Source organism: Halomonas litopenaei (genome assembly GCF_003045775.1).
Classification (GTDB): Bacteria; Pseudomonadota; Gammaproteobacteria; order Pseudomonadales; family Halomonadaceae; genus Halomonas; species Halomonas litopenaei.
Window position 1 is genome coordinate 262,847 of sequence record NZ_PXNS01000003.1, and the last position, 20,905, is coordinate 283,751.

The 20,905-nt window shown below is 65.3% G+C and carries 23 protein-coding genes and 1 pseudogene; 12 read left to right on the forward strand and 12 right to left on the reverse strand.

Annotated elements, in window-relative coordinates; all coding sequences use genetic code 11:
* Positions 1-20 precede the first annotated feature (20 nt).
* Complete coding sequence (locus tag C6W88_RS06375) at positions 21-584, reverse strand: GNAT family N-acetyltransferase (protein ID WP_181248712.1); 564 nt, start codon at positions 582-584, stop codon at positions 21-23.
* 232 nt (positions 585-816) lie between these two features.
* Here C6W88_RS06375 and C6W88_RS06380 point away from each other — a divergent pair, with 232 nt between their 5' ends.
* The 5 genes from C6W88_RS06380 (at position 817) to C6W88_RS22060 (ending at position 3,516) form a co-directional block, all read left to right on the forward strand.
* Complete coding sequence (locus C6W88_RS06380) at positions 817-1,626, forward strand: enoyl-CoA hydratase (RefSeq protein WP_045993886.1); 810 nt, start codon at positions 817-819, stop codon at positions 1,624-1,626.
* A gap of 123 nt (positions 1,627-1,749) precedes the next feature.
* Positions 1,750-2,586, forward strand: a complete 837-nt coding sequence (locus C6W88_RS06385; RefSeq protein WP_108131892.1) for an IclR family transcriptional regulator — start codon at positions 1,750-1,752, stop codon at positions 2,584-2,586.
* A gap of 36 nt (positions 2,587-2,622) precedes the next feature.
* Positions 2,623-2,997: a Rieske (2Fe-2S) protein gene (locus tag C6W88_RS06390; protein ID WP_108131893.1), complete on the forward strand. Its 375-nt coding sequence runs from the start codon at positions 2,623-2,625 to the stop codon at positions 2,995-2,997.
* Positions 2,998-3,086: 89 nt separating this feature from the next.
* Positions 3,087-3,284 (forward strand): BrnT family toxin, encoded by a 198-nt coding sequence (locus tag C6W88_RS22040; RefSeq protein ID WP_375038537.1) that lies wholly within the window; start codon positions 3,087-3,089, stop codon positions 3,282-3,284.
* 124 nt (positions 3,285-3,408) lie between these two features.
* On the forward strand, positions 3,409-3,516 hold the full coding sequence (locus C6W88_RS22060) for a hypothetical protein (RefSeq protein WP_375038531.1): 108 nt from the start codon (positions 3,409-3,411) through the stop codon (positions 3,514-3,516).
* Here the strand turns inward: C6W88_RS22060 and C6W88_RS06405 are convergent.
* Positions 3,513-4,100, reverse strand: a complete 588-nt coding sequence (locus C6W88_RS06405; protein ID WP_108131894.1) for a MarR family winged helix-turn-helix transcriptional regulator — start codon at positions 4,098-4,100, stop codon at positions 3,513-3,515. The genes C6W88_RS22060 and C6W88_RS06405 overlap by 4 nt on opposite strands.
* A gap of 111 nt (positions 4,101-4,211) precedes the next feature.
* Positions 4,212-5,411 carry a GGDEF domain-containing protein gene (locus C6W88_RS06410; RefSeq protein ID WP_108131895.1) on the reverse strand — a complete coding sequence of 400 codons (1,200 nt, stop codon included), beginning with the start codon at positions 5,409-5,411 and terminating at the stop codon, positions 4,212-4,214.
* Between the two features lie 700 nt (positions 5,412-6,111).
* On the opposite strand from C6W88_RS06410, the gene hmgA reads away from it, so the two are divergent.
* From hmgA to C6W88_RS06430, 4 genes are all read left to right on the forward strand, one after another.
* Positions 6,112-7,431 (forward strand): homogentisate 1,2-dioxygenase, encoded by a 1,320-nt coding sequence (gene hmgA, locus C6W88_RS06415; RefSeq protein WP_108131896.1) that lies wholly within the window; start codon positions 6,112-6,114, stop codon positions 7,429-7,431.
* A gap of 33 nt (positions 7,432-7,464) precedes the next feature.
* Positions 7,465-8,487 carry a fumarylacetoacetate hydrolase family protein gene (locus C6W88_RS06420; RefSeq protein WP_045993881.1) on the forward strand — a complete coding sequence of 341 codons (1,023 nt, stop codon included), beginning with the start codon at positions 7,465-7,467 and terminating at the stop codon, positions 8,485-8,487.
* 145 nt (positions 8,488-8,632) lie between these two features.
* Positions 8,633-9,268 (forward strand): maleylacetoacetate isomerase, encoded by a 636-nt coding sequence (gene maiA / locus C6W88_RS06425; RefSeq protein ID WP_045993880.1) that lies wholly within the window; start codon positions 8,633-8,635, stop codon positions 9,266-9,268.
* 150 nt (positions 9,269-9,418) lie between these two features.
* Positions 9,419-10,627 (forward strand): multidrug effflux MFS transporter, encoded by a 1,209-nt coding sequence (locus tag C6W88_RS06430; protein ID WP_108131897.1) that lies wholly within the window; start codon positions 9,419-9,421, stop codon positions 10,625-10,627.
* Between the two features lie 88 nt (positions 10,628-10,715).
* On the opposite strand, the gene C6W88_RS06435 is transcribed toward C6W88_RS06430, so the two are convergent.
* A complete protein-coding gene (locus C6W88_RS06435) occupies positions 10,716-11,120 on the reverse strand; it encodes a hypothetical protein (RefSeq protein WP_108131898.1) in 405 nt (134 codons plus the stop codon).
* A gap of 78 nt (positions 11,121-11,198) precedes the next feature.
* Positions 11,199-12,095, reverse strand: a complete 897-nt coding sequence (locus tag C6W88_RS06440; protein ID WP_181248713.1) for a PhzF family protein — start codon at positions 12,093-12,095, stop codon at positions 11,199-11,201.
* 273 nt (positions 12,096-12,368) lie between these two features.
* On the opposite strand from C6W88_RS06440, the gene pyrB reads away from it, so the two are divergent.
* Complete coding sequence (gene pyrB / locus C6W88_RS06445; protein WP_108131899.1) at positions 12,369-13,397, forward strand: aspartate carbamoyltransferase; 1,029 nt, start codon at positions 12,369-12,371, stop codon at positions 13,395-13,397.
* 43 nt (positions 13,398-13,440) lie between these two features.
* On the opposite strand, the gene C6W88_RS06450 is transcribed toward pyrB, so the two are convergent.
* Positions 13,441-14,247, reverse strand: coding sequence for a helix-turn-helix transcriptional regulator (locus C6W88_RS06450; protein WP_108131900.1), 807 nt, complete (start codon positions 14,245-14,247; stop codon positions 13,441-13,443).
* Between the two features lie 116 nt (positions 14,248-14,363).
* On the opposite strand from C6W88_RS06450, the gene C6W88_RS06455 reads away from it, so the two are divergent.
* Positions 14,364-15,176, forward strand: coding sequence for a carbon-nitrogen hydrolase family protein (locus tag C6W88_RS06455; RefSeq protein WP_045993850.1), 813 nt, complete (start codon positions 14,364-14,366; stop codon positions 15,174-15,176).
* A 97-nt stretch (positions 15,177-15,273) separates the two neighbouring features.
* The gene (locus C6W88_RS06460; RefSeq protein ID WP_108131901.1) at positions 15,274-16,596 is read left to right on the forward strand and encodes an APC family permease; all 1,323 of its coding nucleotides are present in this window, start codon (positions 15,274-15,276) and stop codon (positions 16,594-16,596) included.
* Between the two features lie 92 nt (positions 16,597-16,688).
* On the opposite strand, the gene ruvX is transcribed toward C6W88_RS06460, so the two are convergent.
* The 6 genes and pseudogenes from ruvX to C6W88_RS21615 form a co-directional block, all read right to left on the reverse strand.
* Complete coding sequence (ruvX, locus tag C6W88_RS06465) at positions 16,689-17,144, reverse strand: Holliday junction resolvase RuvX (protein ID WP_045993848.1); 456 nt, start codon at positions 17,142-17,144, stop codon at positions 16,689-16,691.
* A complete protein-coding gene (locus C6W88_RS06470; protein ID WP_045993847.1) occupies positions 17,144-17,701 on the reverse strand; it encodes a YqgE/AlgH family protein in 558 nt (185 codons plus the stop codon). Before C6W88_RS06470 ends, ruvX begins: the two co-directional genes overlap by 1 nt.
* 151 nt (positions 17,702-17,852) lie before the next feature.
* On the reverse strand, positions 17,853-18,818 hold the full coding sequence (gshB, locus tag C6W88_RS06475; protein ID WP_108131902.1) for a glutathione synthase: 966 nt from the start codon (positions 18,816-18,818) through the stop codon (positions 17,853-17,855).
* Positions 18,819-18,937: 119 nt separating this feature from the next.
* Complete coding sequence (locus C6W88_RS06480; RefSeq protein ID WP_231498552.1) at positions 18,938-19,609, reverse strand: CvfB family protein; 672 nt, start codon at positions 19,607-19,609, stop codon at positions 18,938-18,940.
* A gap of 381 nt (positions 19,610-19,990) precedes the next feature.
* Entirely contained in the window at positions 19,991-20,335 is a 345-nt protein-coding gene (locus C6W88_RS06485; RefSeq protein WP_083970522.1) for a hypothetical protein, read from the reverse strand.
* A gap of 146 nt (positions 20,336-20,481) precedes the next feature.
* Positions 20,482-20,905: pseudogene (locus C6W88_RS21615) on the reverse strand (aldehyde dehydrogenase (NADP(+))); the annotation flags it as partial.

Below are 20,905 nucleotides of genomic sequence, written 5' to 3' on the forward strand. Positions count from 1 at the left end.
GACAGGGATGCAGCCAAGGCTCAGCAGCTTCTGACTTCGCGGTAGCGGTGACGCCTGTAGACCTTCACTCGCTGGCCCTCGAGCGTGGTCATGCTTTCCCACACGAAGCCCGCGTTTTGTGCCACTCGGCTCGACGGCACATTGGTGGGATCGACCACCGCCACCAGCGACTCGCAGTCGGTGATGGCAAAGGCGTGGGCCACCACCGCCAGGGCCACCTCGGTGGCAAGCCCTCTACCCCAATGATGCACGGCGTAACGATAGCCGATGGCCAACTCCCGCTCGCCGTCGAGGATCTCGTGATCGAAGCCGCAGAAGCCCATCAACGCTCGCGATACCGGGTGCACCACCGCCCAGTAGCCAAAGCCCTTGTCGGCGTAGCTCGCGCGACAGGCATCGAGAAAGCGACGGCTACCCGCCATGTCCTGCACACCGTGGAGCGAGTGACGCATCACCCGGGGATCGGCCAGCAGTCGGCTCAAGCCAGGCAGATCATAGCGCTCGAACGGGCGCAGCCGGCTACGCGGCGTGGCCAGCACGTCGCCCTGCATCGGCCTGGGCCTCAGCCTGTCGTCCTGCATCATGCGCCTCTCGCGTCGTGGATCGCTTGTGCGAATGTACGCCATCCTCCACGGCCATGACCACGGACGCTGACCGCCAGCAAGCCGCCCCTGTCGTCGTCCTGTCGACGCTCTGGCGCCGCCCTGGCATCAACCAGGGAGGCCAGGCCACTCTTCCCCTTTGGTCGAAGCAGGCCCCGAAAAGGCGTCATCACGCGCTAGGCTTGCGAAGTTTTCCCTCGTTGGAGCCATGACGATGCCCGCCTCACCTTCCGCCCAGCCTGACACCGGTGACCTCGCCGTGGTGCGTCACGATGATCGTGGGGTCGTCCATCTGACCCTCAACCGCCCGGCAAGCTTCAACGCCCTGTCCCGGGACATGCTCACCGCACTGGATGATGCCTTTGCCGCAATCGACCCCGATCCTTCGTTGCGGGCGGTGGTGATCGCCGCCGAGGGCCGCGCCTTCTGCGCCGGCCATGACCTCAAGGAGATGCGCGAGCTCGGCGACGAGGACGCCTATCGACAGCTCTTCGCCCAGTGCTCCCGGGTCATGCAGCGCCTGCAGGACTGCCCGGTGCCGGTGATCGCTCGAATTCAGGGGCTTGCCACCGCCGCCGGCTGCCAGCTGGCAGCCAGTTGTGACATGGCGGTGGCCGCCCGCTCGGCGCGCTTCGCCGTCTCCGGTATCAAGGTCGGGCTTTTCTGTTCCACCCCGGCGGTGGCGCTGACCCGCAATATCGGTCCCAAGCAGGCCGCCGAGATGCTGTTTACCGGCGAGTTCATCGACGCCGACCAGGCGCTGGAGTGGGGCCTGGTCAACCGGGTCGCCGAGGATGACGCCCTCGACGACAGTCTCGAGGTGCTGCTCGACAGCCTGCGCGCCAAGAGTCAGGTGGCGCTGTTCACCGGCAAGGCCATGCTGGCCCGCCAGCGAGCCCTGCCGCTGGGCCAGGCCTACGCCTACGCAGGCGAGGTGATGGCCGCCAACATGATGGCCGAAGACGTAGCCGAAGGCATCGACGCCTTCGTCGCCAAGCGCGCCCCCCACTGGCGCCATCGCTGAGCGCCGGACCAGGCTCAGCCAAGGCAGAGCCGCCTGTGGAAGCCTTTTCCGCAAACGCGACAAGCGGCCGCGCCAACAGGTATGCTAAGGACTGTGCCAAACGGTTGACCCAGGAGATGCAAGGTGACGGAAAGCAAGCGCAGAACGGCCGGCCGACCGGCCAGCGGCAAGGCCAGCGGAGGCCACAGCCAGTCGCTGGTGCGGGGACTCAACCTGCTGGAATTGCTGGCGATGCACCCGGGCGGCCTGGCGCTGTCCGACATCGCCGAGCAGGCCGATCTGGCACCGTCCACGACCCATCGCCTGCTGCAGGCCCTGCTGAGCCAGGGCTTCATCACCCAGGACGAGGAACTCGGCGTCTGGCGCATCGACGTCAAGACCTTTCGCATCGGCAACAGCTTTCTCGAGGCACGCGACTTCGTTGCCACCAGCCGTCCTTACCTGCGCCGACTGACCCGTGAGACCGGCGAGACCGCCAATCTGGGCGTGCGTGAAGGCACCACGGCGGTGTTCCTGGCGCAGAGCGAATCTCCTCAGATGATGCGCATGATCACCCGCCTGGGCTCACGTGCCCCGCTGCACGCCTCGGGCGTGGGCAAGGCGCTGATGGCCTGGCTGCCAGACGATGACCTGGAGCGGGTACTGGCCGAACGCGGTCTGGACCGCGTCACCGTCAACACCCTGTCGAGTCCATCCGAGCTGCGTCGCGCCATGGCCGAGATCCGTGAACGCGGCTACGCCTGCGACCGCGAAGAGCATGCCATCGGCCTGCACTGCGTCGCCGCCTGCATCCACGATGAACTGGGCACGCCGCTGGCGGCCATCTCGGTCTCCGGGCCGGTGGCGCGCATCCCCGACGAACGCCTGTCCCAGCTCGGCGAGCTGGTGCGCGCCACCGCCGCAGAAATTACCGCCCAGCTAGGCGGACGCATTCCCGCCGCCGAGGACTTCAAGCCCTGACACCCGGGCTCACCGGCTCCCCCAAGAGATCCCCCGATGACCGACGCCTGGCGCAAGTACAAGAGCGCACCGCCACCCGGGACCACCGTGCTGGAATCGACCAGCCTGGCCCCGGGCGAGAGCCGCTGCCTCAATATCGAGAGCGACAACGGCCGCTTCCCGCTGATCCTCGCCCGCCACGCCGATGGCCGGGTGCACGCCTACGTCAACGCCTGCCCCCATCAGTACCTGCCGCTGGACGGCCGCGGCAGCAACATCCTCAGCCGCGACGGCGAGCTGTTGATCTGTACCCACCACCAGGCCTGCTTCCGTCTCGACAGCGGCGAAGGCATCTCCGGCCCCGCCCAGGGCGAGGCACTGGACCCGGTCCCGGTGCAGGAAGTCGATGGCTGGTGGGTGATCGGGGAGTGAGGGGGCGAATCTGCCCGTCGCAGTGGCGACTTGACCCTTATCCGCAGTGAGGACCTGCCCTCGATCCCGGCCCCAAGGCCAAGCATGGGATTGACGCCCTTGATGCACAACGACGCTGGTTTGACCCTCTCCTTATCGAGATCCCCGCCAAGACGCGCGACGAACCTGGATTGCTGGTTATCGGCTCGATCGAAGGCAAGCACTGTTCTGCCGTTGTAACGCCGCGCGACCGGGCTACGCATCATCTCTGTAAGGCGCTCGCGGAAGGAAGAGGTGGAGCTCCATGAAAGCCAGGACGCTTGATCAAAAAATTCGATGATGGCGAAGACGTCTCGGAAGCCCTCGGCCTGTCCAGGGCTCGGCGCCCCAATCAGACACAAGGACGGGGGCAACGTCGACTTTCCTGTGTGGATGATCGTGTCTCTCGACGAGGAAGCCAGCCGCCTGGGAGTGACTCGCCAATCGATCATCGAGGTGTGGCTGGCCGAGCGCCTGGAGCAGTGCGCGAACAGGCCCTAGCGATCCTGGTCGAGCTCGGGAGAACCCGGCGTCTCCATGGGATCGCCGGAGCGGTCCTGGGACCAGGGGCCACTGCCCTGCTCCAGCCGATCGAGCTGGCGCTCGAGCTTGCCGATCACGCTTATCAGTTGATGACACTCGCCCTGAGAGAGAGCGGCCACCACATCGGCCTCCCATTGCAAGGCATCGGGGATCAAGTCGGCCAGTAAGGCCTGCCCCGCCTCGGTCAGTCGCAGGTGCTGTACACGCTGGTCACTGGGCGAAGGCGTTCTTCGGATCAGACCGCGCTCCTCCAGGGCCTGTACGGCCCGAGAAATACGCACCTTATCCATGCGAGTAGCTTGGGCGATCTGCTTGGCCGATAGCTCATCGAGGTGCGACAACCACGCCAGCACTCGCCACTGGGCAATGGTCAACTGGTAACGTTCGGCGTACATCTGCGAAAGCGCCTGACTCAAACGGTCCGCCAGACTGTTCAGCCGGTAAGGAAGGAACTGCAAAAGATCCAGATGCGGTACCCCGCTGCTGGTCGGTGTTTCTCGCTTACGCGAGCCCATGGCCTCGCCCCCGTGGTCAGCGTCCATCGCGACAGCGCCACGCCAGCGTGGCACGCCACCATCCGCCACTGACGATAACCGGGAACGCCAGAACCGGCAACGTAGCTCGCGACCTTACCATCAGCATCGCTTTTGCACTCACGCCTGGCTCTCGCGACAGGCTACTACCTGGTCTCTGCCGTCACGCTTGCCGACGTAAAGCGCCTTGTCGGCGCGATGAATCAGCACTTCCAGATTGTCCTCATCGGGCCGGGCTTCGACAATGCCGATGGTAACGGTGACCGCCGCCCCCCTCTCACCCCCCTCAAACGGCAGCGCCAGGTCGGCGACCGCTCGATGCAGACGTTGTGCGACCGGCAAAGCGTCACTCAAGGAGGTATCAGGCAATGCGACCACGAACTCTTCGCCGCCGAAACGCGCGATCAGATCATGGGAACGCAGTGACTCGGCACACACTCGGGCGATCTCCATCAGCACTCGGTCTCCATGACTGTGGCCCCAGGTGTCATTGATGGTCTTGAAGTGATCGACATCCAGCATAAACAGGCTGAAGGGCGCCTGTACTTCCCGGGCAGACTCAAACATGCTCTGGGCCCGCTTCATGAAGTGCCGACGATTGGCGAGACCGGTCAAGGCATCGCGCTCGGCCAGCCGTCTCAACTGACCTTCAAGGGACTGACGATGCGCCATCTCACGAAGCAATTGTCGGTTTTGGTCGCGCTCTTCGCTCAATATCGCGAACTGCTTGCGCTGCAGGCGCTCTACCCGCAGCAAGGTGCAGAACCCGACCGCATTGGCCATGATCAACAACAGCGCCATGCGCAACACATCGACGGACGAACTGTCGGCAAAGATGGCAGAGGCGCACAGAAAACCGATACCCAGATACAGGCTCGCCATCGCCACCACGGTGAGCAGGTTGGGAATCAGCAGATAAAAGGCCATGGTAGCAACGATGACAGCCATCATCTGCGTCGAAAGGGAGTCTGGACGCAGCGGAACAATCAGGATGATGCCCGTCGCCATAACCCACAACGGCAAAGCATGCAGCCAGAGGCGCTGCGAATAGCTTCCCCATCGACCAATCGCCCAAGCCAGAAAAAGACAGCTACCGACGACGACCACGCGCATGGCCAGCAACAGGTAGAGCTCGCGGCTCTGGCCGACATAAAAGTAATCGGAAATCGAGAACATGCCGAATATCAATGCGGCAAGCATCCAGGCCAGTCGTGACTCGCAGCGCACCCTCGGCTTGATCGCGCGGCGATACCAGGCTTCTCGCTCAGTTTCACGAAACTGTCCAGTTAACCAATGCACCAGATGGGGCATCTTTGCCATCGACACTTGCTGTTCTCCCTGTGCATAGGCTCGACGTCTGATGACCGATGCCCACTACCTTCGTCATGTCGAGATCGAAGGGACTTTTGTCCACTTCACGTTGACGGCGTCTTATTATTTTTTAAACAAACGCTTATATGACTTTAAGATAACTCAATAACACGATGATAACGTTACTTTTCGTGGCAGCACTGCCCAATTCTATGCTTTTCGCGGCAATGGCACAGCGTCTGTCATGCTCTCTCGAAGTCCACTTCACTTGCAGGGAAGTAGCCCCCATCTCGTATTGCGGCCTTCACACCCCGCTGGCTATCACGACGCCGATCCACACTTGCCCAAAGTGGGTGGGCGCAGTCTAGGCGACCTTTCCCCTGCGCTCATACTGTCGCCTGACGCCTTGGGGATAGTGTCTACACCGCACCCAACCGCCAAGTGAAGTTTCGCACCACGGTATTGCTATAGACGTATGTCTTATCCCATCAATCTCATGTTTTTAAAGGGTAAATCAGATACCGGTGGGGTTGGCACCGTCTCTCTAGCGATAAGGCCTGGAATATAGTTTCAAATGAAACTATATTCCAGGCATGCCATAGCGATGATGTGACCGCCTCGACCCGAGCTTTATCACAGGACTCAGTATGCAGTGGGGCGGCGAGCATCCCGACACGACACCTCATCATCCTGAGCGGAGGATTTCCCGATGTCCCGACGTCTCGACCAGACGCCGCTTGCGTATCAAAGCGGTTTTCGTAATCACTTCGCCAGCGAAGCGCTACCCAGCGCCCTGCCTCAGGGGCAGAACTCGCCCCAGCGCTGCGCCTACGGGCTCTACGCCGAGCAGCTCACCGGCTCGGCCTTCACCGCGCCGCGCAGCCATAACCTGAGAAGCTGGCTCTACCGCATCCGCCCCTCGGTGGCCCAGAGCGCCTACCGCCCGCTGGAGCACGGCGGTCTCGCCACCGCACCGCTGTCGCGTCCCGCCGCGGACCCCAACCAGATGCGCTGGGACCCGGCTCCCCTGCCCGAGGCGGCCACCGACTTCATCGATGGTCTTGCCACCATCGCGGTCAATGGCGACGCCGGCACCCAGGCCGGCTGCGGTGTCCATGTCTATGCCTGCAACCAGGACATGACCGAACGCTTCTTCTACAACGCCGACGGCGAACTGTTGATCGTGCCTCAGCTGGGCACCCTGCGCCTGGGCACAGAGTTCGGCGCGCTCGAGGTGGGCAACGGCGAGATCGCGGTGATCCCGCGCGGGGTCAAGTTCCAGGTCCGCATCAGTGAGGGCGACCAGGCCCGGGGCTATGTCTGCGAAAACTACGGCAGTCCCCTGGAGCTGCCGGGGCTCGGCCCCATCGGCGCCAACGGCCTGGCCAACCCGCGCGACTTCCAGTCGCCGGTGGCCGCCTACGAGGACCTCGAGGGCGACTTCGAACTGGTGGCCAAGTTCTCCGGGGCTCTGTGGGCGACCCGGCTGGACCACTCGCCGCTGGACGTGGTCGCCTGGCACGGCAACGTGGCGCCCTACAAGTACGACCTGGCCAACTTCAACACCATCAATACGGTCAGCTTCGACCATCCGGATCCTTCGATCTTCACCGTGCTGACGTCGGCGTCGGACACCGAGGGCATGGCCAACATCGACTTCGTGATCTTCCCGCCGCGCTGGATGGTGGCCGACAACACCTTCCGCCCGCCCTACTTCCATCGCAACCTGATGAGCGAATTCATGGGCCTGATTCACGGCGAGTACGACGCCAAGGCCGAAGGTTTCCTGCCCGGCGGCGCCAGCCTGCACAACTGCATGTCGCCCCACGGCCCCGACGCCGAGACCTTCGAGAAGGCCTCCGACGCCAGCCTCGAGCCTCAGTATCAGGGGGCGACCCTGGCCTTCATGTTCGAGAGCCGCTACGTCTTCCAGCCTACCGAAAAGGCGCTGGCCGCCGATTTCCGCCAGCGCGACTACGTGGATGTGTGGAAGGGACTCAAGTCCCACTTCGATCCGACGCGGCCCTGACCGACCTCTGCTTTGACCACAAGGAACCCTCTGATGAAACTGGCCACCCTCAAGAGCGGACGCGACGGCGAGCTGATCGTCGTCTCCCGCGACCTGACCCACGCCGTACGCGTGCCGCAGATTGCCACCACCCTGCAACAGCTCGTCGAAGACTGGGACGAGCTGGCCCCGCGCCTTGAAGATATCTACCAGCGCCTCAACGACGGCGCCGCCGAGGAGGCCTTCGAGCTCGATCTTCAAGCGCTGCACTCGCCGCTGCCGCGTACCTATCACTGGGCCGACGGCTCGGCCTATCTCAACCATGTGCAACTGGTGCGCCAGGCGCGCAACGCCGAGATGCCAGAGACCTTCTGGACCGACCCGCTGATGTACCAGGGCGGCGGCGACAGCTTCATCGGTCCCTACGACGATATCGAGGCGGTCAGCGAAGACCACGGCATCGACTTCGAGGGCGAGATCGCGGTGATCACCGACGACGTGCCGATGGCGGTGAGCCCCGAACAGGCAGCCGGCCACATCAAGCTGCTGATGCTGGTCAACGACGTCAGTCTGCGCGGCCTGATCCCCGGGGAGCTGGCCAAGGGCTTCGGCTTCTTCCAGGCCAAGCCGGCCTCGAGCTTCTCGCCGATCTGCGTCACCCCGGACGAACTGGGCGAGGCGTGGAAGGATGGCCGCGTGCACCTGCCGCTGACGGTCCATCTTAACGGCGACAAGTTCGGCGAGCCCGAGTCCGGCCCGGACATGATCTTCAACTTCCCGCAACTGGTGGCCCACGCCGCCCGCACCCGCTACCTGGGCGCCGGCGCGGTGGTCGGCTCCGGCACCGTGTCCAATCCGGATCCGAATGGCGGTCCCGGAAAGCCGGTGGCCGACGGCGGCGTCGGCTACAGCTGCCTGGCCGAGGTACGAATGGTCGAGAAGATCCTGCACGGCGACAGCAAGACGCCCTTCCTGCGCTTTGGTGACCGGGTGCGCATCGAGATGTTCGACAAGGCCGGCCAGAGCATCTTCGGCGCCATCGACCAGCGGGTGGTGAAGTACCAACCCAAGGACTGAGCCAGCCCCCTTAAGTCCTGGGGCGGACGTCCACCACCGTCGACACCTCGGCCCTCGACGCCCGCCGTCCCCGGCGGGCGTCCCGCCACCGCTCGGGCCGCCACACGAGCATCGCGCCCGCCCCCGCCAATTTCTGGAACCTGCCATGCAACTCTACGGTTACTTTCGCTCTTCGGCGGCCTATCGCGTGCGCATCGTCGCCAATCTAAAGGGCATCACCCTCGACCATCACCCGGTCAATCTGGTCAAGGGCGAGCAGCGTGATGCCGACAATCTGGCGCGCAATCCCCAGGGCCTGGTGCCGACCCTGGTCACCGACCAGGGACAGGCGCTGACCCAATCCCTGGCGCTGTGCGAATACCTCGACGAGCGCTACCCCGAACCGCCGCTGCTGCCCGGCTCCGCCGAGCATCGGGCGAAGATCCGGGCGCTGGCCCAGGCCGTCGCCTGCGAGATCCACCCGCTGAACAATCTGCGGGTGCTCAAGCACCTGACCGGCGAACTCGGACTATCGGATGACGCCAGGCTCGCCTGGTACCGCCACTGGGTAGCAACGGGGCTGACCGCCGTCGAGGCGATGCTTGAGCACACCATGGGCGACTTCTGCGTCGGCAATGAGCCGACCCTGGCCGACGTCTGCCTGATACCCCAGGTGTTCAACGCCGAGCGCTTCGAGTGCGACCTCGTGCCCTTTGCGCGAGTGCGCGCGGTATCGGAGCGAGCGCGAGCGCTGCCGGCCTTCGACAAGGCGGCACCGGGTGTTCAGCCAGACGCTGTGTGAGATCGGCTACAATAAGCCGACTAAGGAAACACTGACGGAACGATGTTTGCCTCCAAGCAGCAGCATCGACACCGCGAAGGGAGCGCGAAAAGCGCTCCCTTCGCTTTCCCTGACCCGACCGTCACCGTACCTGACACCAAGGAGTTGCGTGTGCTGAACCCGACCTCCCGCGCCACCGTGGCCCTGCTGGCGGCGCTGACCGCCCTGGGCCCGCTGGCCACCGACATGTACCTGCCGGCCATGCCAGCCATGCGCGAGGCGCTGGGCACCGGAGCCGATCAGATCCAGCTGACCCTGTCGCTGTATCTGATCGGCTTCGCCATGGCGCAGCTACTGTGCGGTCCGCTGTCCGATCGCTTCGGTCGCAAGCCGGTGCTGGCACTCGGGATGGGGGTGTTTCTGCTGGCGAGCCTGGTCTGCGCCTTCGCGCCGAATATCGAGACGCTGCTGGTGGCGCGCTTCTTCCAGGCCCTGGGTGGCTCGGCGGGGCCGGTGCTGGGCCGCGCCGCGGTGCGCGACATCCACGGCCCCTTCGAGGCCAGCCGCATCCTCTCCTACATGGCCAGCGTCATGGCACTGGCCCCGGCGCTGGCCCCGGTGGTCGGTGCGGGGCTACTGGTGTGGTTCGGCTGGGACGCCATCTTCCTGCTGCTGGCGCTCTACGCCGCCGCCATGCTGGGGCTGATCGCGATGATGCCCGAGCCGCTGCCGCTGGACCGACGCCAGTCGATCAAGCCCTCGGCTCTCGCCGTCACCTTCAGGTCGCTGCTCGGCCAGCGCGACTTCGTCGGTTATACCCTGGCCAACGCCGCTGCGTTCTCCGGCCTGTTCGCCTTTCTGTCGGGTTCGTCGTTCGTGCTGATCGACTATATGGGGGTCAGCCCCGACGTCTACGGCTACCTGTTCGCCGCCATCGTGCTCGGTTTCTTCATCGGCTCGCTGACCAGCGCCAAGCTCAGCCGTCGCCGCAGCCGTCACCAGCTGCTGGTCGCCGCCAGCCTGATCGCCGCCCTCGGCGGCTCTGCCATGGCACTGCTCGCGCTGGCCGGGGTGCATACTCCCTGGGCAGTCATCGGCCCCCACATGGCCTACATGATCGGCTTCGGCATCATCATGCCGCAGACCATGGGCGGCGCCCTGGCGCCCAACCCCCACTGCGCCGGCTCGGCCTCGGCGCTGTTCGGCTTTATCCAGATGAGCATCGCCGCCGGTGTCGGTGCCCTGGTCGGACAGTTCCACGACGGCACCTCCCACAGCATGGCCATCGCCATCGGCCTGTCCGGCGTGCTGGCGCTGATCTGCTACCACTTTATCGTCACCGACAAGGGCGCCCTGGAAGCGCAGACGGCGTCGGCCTGACGACCAAGCGCTACGGGACCCGCGAACCTTAACGACAGCGGCCCCGCCTGTTTTCAGACGGGGCCGCTGTCGCTTCAGCAGGGCGTATCTACTGACGCCAGGCGCGCACGAACATCCAGGTGCCGATGCCCCAGGCGCCGTTGACCATAAAGCCGATGGGGAAGATCGCCGGGTCGATGCCGCGCCCCTTGAGCGGGAACACCACCAGCATGGCCACCAGGGTCAGGGCGATGCCGCCGAACAACCCTGCCTTCCACCAGCCCCCCTGATCGATCCGCCTGAGCGCGAACACCAGCATCATCACAAGCCCCCAGACGCCGCCCCAGAAACTCGCCGAAAACCAGGCCGGCACGCCCAGGGGGGCGGCGGGTGAGGTGGAATAGGGGGCAAAGGGGATCACCCCGTAGGCGTGCAACAGCCCCACTACCGGCTGGTGGAAACACAATACAGCGAGAAAGCCGGCGACAAAGGCCAGAACAAGATGACGGGTCATGCAAGACTCCAGAAAGTGCAGTGACAGGGTGGTAAAGGCACGGGCTTCGGTGACGCCTCGATCACCAAGGACGATGCCTCAGTCACGAGGATAGAGACCACCCTCGCCCATCAGCACCGCCTGCCCGGCGATCTCGACGGTGACCTTGTCCTTGTCGTCGCGGGTGGCGCGGGCGTGGATCTGGCTTGGGCGGTGCATCGCCTCGCCCTGGTGGATGCGCCAGTTGTTGCCCTGGCTCTTCGACTGCTGTCCCAGAAATCCCGCCAGCGCCGCCGCCGCGCTGCCGGTGGCGGGGTCCTCGACAAAGCTGCCGGCGTGGCGCGAGAACATGCGTGCGTGAATCTCGCCGGATTCCTTGGCCTCGCGCACATAGAAGTAGACCTGCTCCACGGCGCTGGGTGACACGTGGCGCTGCCAGGCTTCGCCATCGAGCGCCAGCCGCGCCAGCGCCTGGACGTTGACCAGTTCGACCAGGTGAAACGGCAATCCGCAGGAGGCCTGGACCGGGTCCGCGGCGACGTCATCGAGCTCGAGCCCGGCCAGCTCCGCTGCGCTGGACTGGCCCAGCGTGCTGGTGCCGACCTCCGGCGTGCGCGCCATCTTGAAGCGTGCCAGGTCGCCCTCGTAGGTCACCTTGAGCGGCCCGCCAGCCAGATCCAGGATGACCGGGCTATCGGCGCTGACCTCGCCAGCATGCACCAGCCCCTGGGCGGCGATCAGATGGGCCACGCCAATGCTCGGATGGCCGGCAAACGGCAGCTCGCGGTGAGGAGTGAAGATACGTACCGGAAAATGCCGGCTCGCCTGGGCCCGCCCGACGAAGGCCGTCTCGGCCAGGTTCAGCTCGTTGGCGATGGCCTGCATGCGCTCCCCCGCGATACCGTCGGCGTCGAGAAACACCGCCAGTGGATTCCCGGCGAACGGTTGGTCGGTGAACACATCGAGCAGGTAGTAGCGGGTCAGGGACGGCAGCATAGGCGGCTCCACTTGGACTTGGTAGACCAGGGCCAGGCTACATGCGCCCGACACCGGTGGCGCCTTCCAGCATAGAGGCCCCGGCGTCCACCTTGCCAGCGCGCGAACGAGCAAACCCCTCTACGGCAAAGTCAACGCTAGAGCGTTGGCAAGCATCCGTCACTGCCTTGACGGCCTCCCTAATCTGATGAGGGGCACGGCAAGCGCTCTTCGAGGCTGAACTCAGTGTGCACCAGCGGTACACTAGCGCCCGTTCCCACTGCCGAGGCCGCCGTGATGTCCCACCTGCTCTCCATCGACTCCCTGTCCCGCGACGATATCGATCACCTGATGCGGGTGGCGGCCACCATGGAACCCGTCGCCCAGCGACGCAAGGTCACCCGGGTGCTGGAAGGCGCGGTGCTCGGCAACCTGTTCTTCGAGGCCAGCACCCGTACCCGCGTCAGCTTCCACACCGCCTTCTCGCGGCTCGGCGGCAGCGTCTGCGACACCACCGGCTTCACCTTCTCGTCGATGGCCAAGGGCGAATCGCTCTACGACACCAGCCGCGTGATGGCAGGCTACTGCGACGCCATCGTCATGCGCCACCCGGACCAGGGCTCGGTGGCCGAGTTCGCCGGCGCCACCCATGTGCCGGTGATCAACGCCGGTGACGGCCCCGGCGAGCACCCGAGCCAGGCGCTGCTGGACTTCTACACCATCGACAAGGAATTCAGCCGCCAGGGCAAGACCCTCAAGGGTGCCCATGTGCTGATGACCGGCGATCTGAAGTACGGCCGTACGGTGCACTCGTTGATCAAGCTGCTGGCGCTCTACGCGCCCATGCGCGTGACCCTGGTGGCGCCGCCGGGGCTCGAGATGCCCAACCACCTGATCGAGCGGGTCAGCCGCCAGGGCCTGGACGTGGAGGTACGCGAGAGCCTGGCCGGGGACTTCTCCGATGTCGACGTGGTCTACACCACCCGCATCCAGAAGGAGCGCTTCACCGCCGAGATGAGCGAAGGCTTCAACCTGTCGCGGGACTTCACCGTCCACCGCGCCTTCATGGACAGCCGCTGCAACCCGTCCACCATCATCATGCACCCGCTGCCCCGGGACAGCCGTCCGGAGGCCAATGATCTGGACGTCGACCTCAACGGCGACCCGCGCCTGGCGATCTTCCGCCAGACCGACAACGGCATTCCGGTGCGCATGGCGATCTTCGCCACCCTGCTCAAGGTCGAGCACCTGATCGAACGCGACCTGCGCGACGTGCCCTGGTTTGTGCCGGGTAGCGTCGGTGTCGACGACGCCAAGTTCTAGCTGCGGCGGTGCCGGGCGGGAGCCTGGCGCCGGCGCCACAGGCTCAGGGGCGCTCCTGCCAGAAGCGCGAGAACAGCTCGGCCTGGGTGTTGATCCCGAGCTTGGCGTACAGGTGCTTCTTGTGGACCCTGACGGTCTCCACCGAGATGGACAGGCGTCGGGCGATCTCCTTGGTCGACCCGCCGCCCAGCATCAACTGGCTCACCTCGCGCTCGCGATCGGTCAGCCCGAAGCGGGTCGCCGTCTCTTCGACGCCACCTCGGTGCGGATGCCAGGGGTGTGGGCCGGGCGTCTCGCCGCAGCGCTCGAAGTGCATGCGCAGTCGCATCAGCTCACCGAGCCAGGGCTCGACCAGATGCAGCAGGCCGATTTCGCTGTGCAGGAAGGTTCGGGTGGAACCCAGCGACAGGCACAGGGTACGACCAGCGCCCAGTGACCGATTGATCTGCACCTCGTCACTGACGATATTGCGCCGGAAGTAACGCCGGTAGTACTCGGTCGTGGTGAACCGTGCCGGGGCCACGTCATCCAGCGTTACCAGGCCATCGAGGCCATTGTCACGGGCGGCGACGTAGAAGGGATCCAGCAGATACAGGCCGCGCTGGTAGTCCTCGAACAGGCCTTCATCGGCGCCGTCGTCCTCGTCGCTTTCGGCCAGGATGGTCGGCGGCTGGTCGGCGTGGAAGACCAGCGCCACCCAGGTGTTGTAGACGATGTGGCGCGCCAGGGTGCGGCTGACGGCCTCCCAGAAGTCTTCACTTTCCAGGCGTGCCAGCAGGCGCGCGAAGTCGCGATGCCAGCCCATCGCCTCGAGCATTCCCGTGGTTCCTTCCTCACTTTTCTGCGACATCTGACGGCGCCTCACCCTATGGGGGTAACCCTGCCATGGAATAGGCAGCCTCGGTGAATAGAGGATACTGACATTCTATAAAACGCCAACCGACAACAACGGCTGTGGAGTCTTCCATGCAGATAGCCCTGGCACAACTTCCCGGCATCGAGGGAAACATCGAGGCCAACCTGGACGCCGCCCTGAGCACCCTGGAACGCCACGGCGACCAGGTGTCGCTGGTGGTCTTTCCCGAAACGCATCTCAGCGGCTTTGCCGAACAAGACCACGTCGACGATCGTGCCCTGGCGCTCGATGGCCCGGAGGTGGCGCGTCTGATCCAGGCCAGCCGTGACCACGACTGTGCCCTGGCCATCGGCCTGCTCGAGCGGGCCGCCGATGGTGTCTACAACACCACGCTACTGATCACCCCGGAAGATGGCATCGCCCTCACCTATCGCAAGACCCACCTGTGGCCCGATGAGCGGGAGCTGGTCGGCCTGGGCCAGCGCATCGGTGTCACCCGCTGGCGCGGGCTGACCCTGGGGCTGATGATCTGCTACGACATCGAATTCCCCGAGACCGCACGGGCCCTGGGTGCGCTGGGAACCGACCTGATGCTGGTGACCAACGGCAACATGGACCCCTACGGCCCGGTACACGCCCGCGCCGCCCAGGCCCGCGCCCAGGACAACCAGTGCTTTGTCGCCATGGCCAACCGCTGCGGTGAGGGCGCCGGCCTGACCTTCGCCGGCCACAGCGCGGCGTATTCGCCGCTTGGCGAGACCCTGTTCGAGGCCGATCGCGACGCGGGGGTCCACCTGGTATCGCTCGACCTCGAGCTATTGAATCGTGCCCGGCGGGACTATGACTACCTGGCCGATCGACGCGTCTCGCTGGACCTTCAGCGCGACGACGACTCACGAGGCCCCGGCTTCCGCCTCATCTGACCCGGCTTTCCTGACCATGTTTGCCTGACCATGTTTGCCTGGCCATGGTTGCCTGACCCGACTGTCCATCACCAACAACCATAACGCGAGCCCCAAGATGTCTCACTCCAAGCCCCAACTCGGCCTGTGGCAGGTCGTTCTATTCGGCCTTGCCTACATGACACCGATCATCGTCCTCGGCACCTTCGGCGTGCTGGCGGTGGTCTCCGAAGGCGCGGTATCCGGCGCCTACGCGGCGGCACTGATCGCCATGCTGTTCACCGCCCACAGCTATGGCCGCATGGCCAGCGCCTACCCGGTGGCCGGCTCCGCCTACGCCTATGTGCGCCACGCCATCAACGATCGACTGGGTTTCATGGCCGGCTGGGCCATCCTGCTGGACTACCTGTTTTTGCCCATGGTGATCTGGCTGATCGGTGCCGCCTATCTGCACTCGGCCTTTCCGTCCGTGCCGGTGCCGGTGTGGCTGATCGCCTTTATCGCGGTCACCACCTTCATCAACATCATCGGCCTCAAACTAGCAAGCCTGGTCAACAGCGTGCTGATGCTGGTTCAGGTGCTGGTGATCGCCGCCTTCGTCGCCCTGGCGGTGCACTACGTGCTCGGCGACCCCAGCCAGCCGCTGTGGAGCCTGACGCCCTTCCTCGGCAGCGCCGACAGCCCCCAGATGCCACTGCTGATGGCGGGCGCCGCCGTCGCCTGTTACTCCTTTCTCGGCTTTGACGCGGTGACCACCCTGACCGAGGAGACCCGCGACGCCGAGCGGACCCTGCCCCGCGCCATCCTGCTGATCACCCTGCTGGGCGGCCTGATCTTCATCCTGGTGTCCTACTTTGTGCAGCTCGCCGCGCCGGGCTACCAGTTCGCCAATGCCGACGCCGCCGCCTACGAGATCGCCCGCAATATCGGCGGAGACGTCTTCGTCTCGATCTTTCTGATCGGCCTGGTCGTCGGCCAGTTTGCCTCCGGCATCGCGGCCCAGGCCAGCGGCTCGCGACTGCTTTACGCCATGGGCCGCGACGGCGTCCTGTCGACCCGCCTGCTTGGGCGCCTGGGACGCTTCGGCACGCCTACCGGTGGCCTGATACTCAGCGGCGTGGTGGCGCTGCTGGCGTTGACCATGGACGTGCTCTCGGCGGCTTCCTTCATCAACTTCGGGGCCTTCCTGGCCTTCGCCCTGGTCAACCTGTCGGTGATCGCCCACTACTACATCAAGCAGGGCCGACGCGGCCTGGCCGACAGCCTGTACTTCCTCGTCGCGCCGACCATCGGTCTGCTGGCGATCCTGTGGCTGATGGCCAGCCTGGACCGCTCCGCGCTGATGCTGGGCGGGATCTGGCTGGCCTGCGGCCTGGCGTGGCTGGCCTGGCTGACCCGCGGCTTCCGCCAGGCGACACCGGAGCTAAGCCTGGAGGGTTGAACCTGCCTGGGTCGATTGCCCCGAAAAAAGCCCGAGGCCATGGCCTCGGGCTTTTTTTGGTGCTTCACATGTTCGGCGCAACAGTGGCGACCTCAGCGGCTCGGCAACCCTTCCTCCCGGGCAAAGAAGCCCTCCAGAATCAGCACCGCAGCGATGCCATCGACGCTTTCCTTGCGGTAATTTCCCCCGTGTCCCTGCTCCCGGGCGATGGCCTTGGCCTCCCGGGTGGTGCCGCGCTCGTCGAACATCTCGCACTCGACCCCGTAGCGGCCAAACAGCCGCTTGCCGAACTTGCGCGCGCGGGTGCTCATCTCGCTCTCGCTGCCGTCCATGTTGAGCGGCAGGCCGACCACAAAACGGTCGGGCTGCCACTCCTCGACCAGCGCGCTCACCCGTTGCCAATCGGGAATGCCATCCCGGGCCGGCAGCGGCTCGAGCTCCCTGGCGCTGCGCAACAGCTCGTTGCCCACCGATACGCCGATGCGCCGAGTGCCGAAGTCGAAGGCCAGGATCAGGCGCTCTCCCGGTTCACGCTTGCGACTGGCCATCAGCCGTGCCCGGCCTCGCGGGTCATCAGGTTGAGATCGATGCCGAGGATCCCGGCGCTGGCCGACAGGCGCTGCTCCGGCGGCGTCTCGAACAGCACGTTGGCGCGGCCTTCCACGGTCAGCCAGGCGTTGTCCATCAGCTCATTCTCGAGCTGACCGGACTCCCAGCCGGCGCAGCCCAGGCACACCAGAAAGCGCTCGGGGCCCTCTCCCTTTGCCAGCGCCTGGAGCATGTCCATGGAGGTGGTCAAGGCGATATCGTCGGTGACCTGGATGCTCGAGTCCCAGGGTTCGGCGGAGCCCGAGTGCAGGATAAAGCCGCGGTCCTTGTGCACCGGGCCACCGTAGTACACCGGGGCCTGGGCGTTGGCCGCTTCTTCCACGCTGATCTCGAGCTGCTCGAACAGGGCGTCGAGGGTCAGGTCGGTGGGCTTGTTGACGATCACGCCCATGGTGCCGTTCTCGTCGTGGTCGCACAGGTAGCTGAGCGTCCCGGCGAAGTTCGGGTCTTCCAGATGGGGCATGGCCATCAGGAAATGGTTCTTCAAGCTTTGCATGTGACTCCCAGGCGGTCTTGCGCGCCGTCCAGATGCGTGGCCAGGCCTCGGGGCGAGTCGTCGCCCCGACGGCCCGGCAGGATGCCCCCAGTGTACCATCCGGGGGCATGGCGCTCAGTGACTGTGGGGAAAACTCGACGTGATCGACGGTCTAGCCGCGCGCCGCCAGGCGGCGCTCGATGGCGTCCATCAGCAGGCCGGCGATGTCTGTGCCGCGCTGGTCATCGATCTCGCGCACGCAGGTCGGGCTGGTGACATTGATCTCGGTGATGTAGTCACCGATCACGTCGAGCCCGACGAACATCAGGCCCTTCTCCTTGATCACCGGCTTGACCTGCTCGACCAGCCAGTAGTCGCGATCGGTCAGCTCGCGGCTGACGCCACGACCGCCGGCGGCGAGGTTGCCGCGGGTCTCGCCGGCGGACGGGATCCGCGCCAGACCAAAGGGCACCGGTTCGCCGTCCACCAGCAGGATGCGGGTGTCGCCGTCCTTGATCTCGGGAAGGAAACGCTGAGCCATGATCTGGCGACGGCCGCGTTCGGTCAGGGTCTCGATCACCGCCCCCAGGTTCCGCCCCTCGGGGCCGATGTGGAAGATGCCGCTGCCGCCCATGCCGTCCAGCGGCTTCAAGATGACGTCGCCGTGCTCGGCCTGGAAGGCGCGGATCTCGCTGTCGCGACAGGACACCAGGGTCGGTGTGCAGCACTGCGGGAACTGCTGGGCGAACAGCTTTTCGTTGCACTCGAACAGCGGCCGGGTCGGGTTGACCACCAGCACACCCTCGCGCTCGGCGAAGGCCAGCAGATGCACGGCGTTGAGGAAGTGGCCATCCACCGGCGGGTCCTTGCGCATCAGGATGACGTCGAGCTCCGCCAGCGGCCGCGACTCGACCTCGCCCAGGTCGAACCAGTGCTGCGGGTCACGGTGGACCTGCAGCGGGCGCTGGTGGGCATAGGCGCGGCCTTCCTTGAGGAACAGGTCTTCCTGTTCCATGTAGCAAAGCGACCAGCCGCGATCCTGAGCGGACCACAGCATGGCGAGACTGGTGTCTTTCTTGTAGGTCAGCTGGTCGATGGGGTCCATCACCACGCCGACACGAAGGGGGCGATTGGTCATTCGGGGGTCGTCCGCTAGCGGTAGATGCCGTCAAGTATGCCCGACACCCCAGGCACCACCAAGGTCAGTCGCTGTCGGCCGCTTGCCTACACCCGGCGACACGCCGATTCAGACTCACTTCAGTCGCCGTCGCCGTCGCCGTCGCTGGTCGCGGTGGCGCCTGAGTCCCTGGGCGCCAGGCGCACCCCGCTGTCCTCGATGATGATCAGACGTCGCTTGTAGAGCCTACCGATGGCCTGCTTGTAGGCATTCTTGCTGACGCCCAGGCGCGCCTTGATCTCGGCGGCCTGACTCTTGTCCGACAGCGGCAGGTAGCCGCCAGCGTCGCGCAGTGCCTTGAGCACCTGTTCGCCGACCACGTCCAGACGGGCCGAGCCCGGCGGCAGCAGCGACAGGTCCAGCCGGCCATCCTCGCGCACCCGCTTGACGTAGCCGGTCAGGCGCTGGCCGCGGCGCAGCGGGCGGCTGATCTCATCGTGATAGATCAGCCCCCAGCAGCGGTGATCGACCACCGCCTTGACCCCCAGGTCGGTGGTGTCGGCGATGACCAGGGCGACCTCATCGCCGGCACGATGGTCATCGCTGTGATCGGTGATGTAGCGCTCGAGACGCTGGGAAGCCACCGGCCGTCCACTGCGGTCCTCGCTGACCTTGACCAGTACACGCCGGCCCACGGCCGGCGTCAGGCGCTGTTCGCTGAGTGGCAGCAGCAGGTCACGCTCGTGGCCCCAGTCGAGAAAGGCGCCGAAGTCGGTGACCTGCACCACCCGCAGATCCGCCACCTCACCCATGGCGACCTTGGGTGAGCCGTGGCCCTGACGAGATCGTCCCGACGAGGTCGACCGCGAGGACTTGCTGGCAGCACTTCGAGAGCGGCTGTTCGCAGCGTCGTTCGAGGCGCTGTTCGAAGAGCGATGCGTAGACGGCTTGTCATTGCTGGAGCGCGGCGGTGTACCACGACGGCGGGAATCTGACATGGGGAGGGGTTCCGCAAGAATGTGCAGCCCCATTATGGCGACTGCCGCGGGCATATGATACCGCCCGCGGCACTTGCCTTGCTGACGCCTGCAAGCTGACGCCTGCAAGCTCATACCCGCAAGCTCGCACCTACAAGGTCAGGTCCACAGACGGCCTGTACCCTGCCTTTGAGACGAACGCCTGTGAAACGACGCTCAGGTCGGCCAGCTGGGCCCTCGCTTGCTCAACCGCCGGGTGTTGGAGGATGTCTTGCGCCCCAAGGGTTTGATCGCCGCCGTCAGCACCTGGTCGGGGCTGCGGCCGCTGATCGCCGCCCGCTGGGCGGCCATGGCGGCCTGGGTAAAGGCCGTCATCTTCTCGGTGACCATGCGCAGGTCCTCGCCGGGAGCCACCGACCAGAACCCTTTCATCCCCATCAGTCGCATGCCGATCACCATCTGGGCCTCGACCAGCATCTGGGTCATCTTCATCCCCATCATCCAGTAGCCAAGGGGCGTACCCCATTGAGCCATCGGGGAGGCTGCACGACGTCTCGCCATCATCCTTCTCCTTCAGCAGCGGGCAGGAATACCCATTTCAGAGTAGTTGGGTAGACGCTATCCCTTACAAGCTACTCGATCCGGGCGCCCAGCGCTCACCTCAATGACGGTGATTTTCTTCATCGACAGCGACTGATGGGAAAGGCTCAGCTCTCGCGCTTGCCATCCACCAGGCGGCTGACGTTCAGCGGGTTGCCGTCCTTGAGCGCCTGCGGCAGCAGGGCGTCCGGCAGGTTCTGATAGCACACCGGGCGCAGGAAGCGGTAGATGGCGGCACTGCCGACCGAGGTGGTGCGCGAGTCAGAGGTGGCCGGATAGGGGCCACCATGGACCATGGCGTGGCACACCTCGACCCCGGTGGGCCAGCCGTTGGCCATCACCCGACCGGCACGCCGCTCGAGGATCGGCAGCAGGCCACGGGCCGCGTCGATGTCGCCGTCGTCCATCTGCAGGGTTGCGGTCAGCTGCCCCTCGAGACCCTCGGCCAGTGCCTTGACCTCGTCCAGGTCGGCACACTCGACCACCAGCGAGGTCGAACCGAACACTTCGGCCTGCAGCGCCTCATCATTG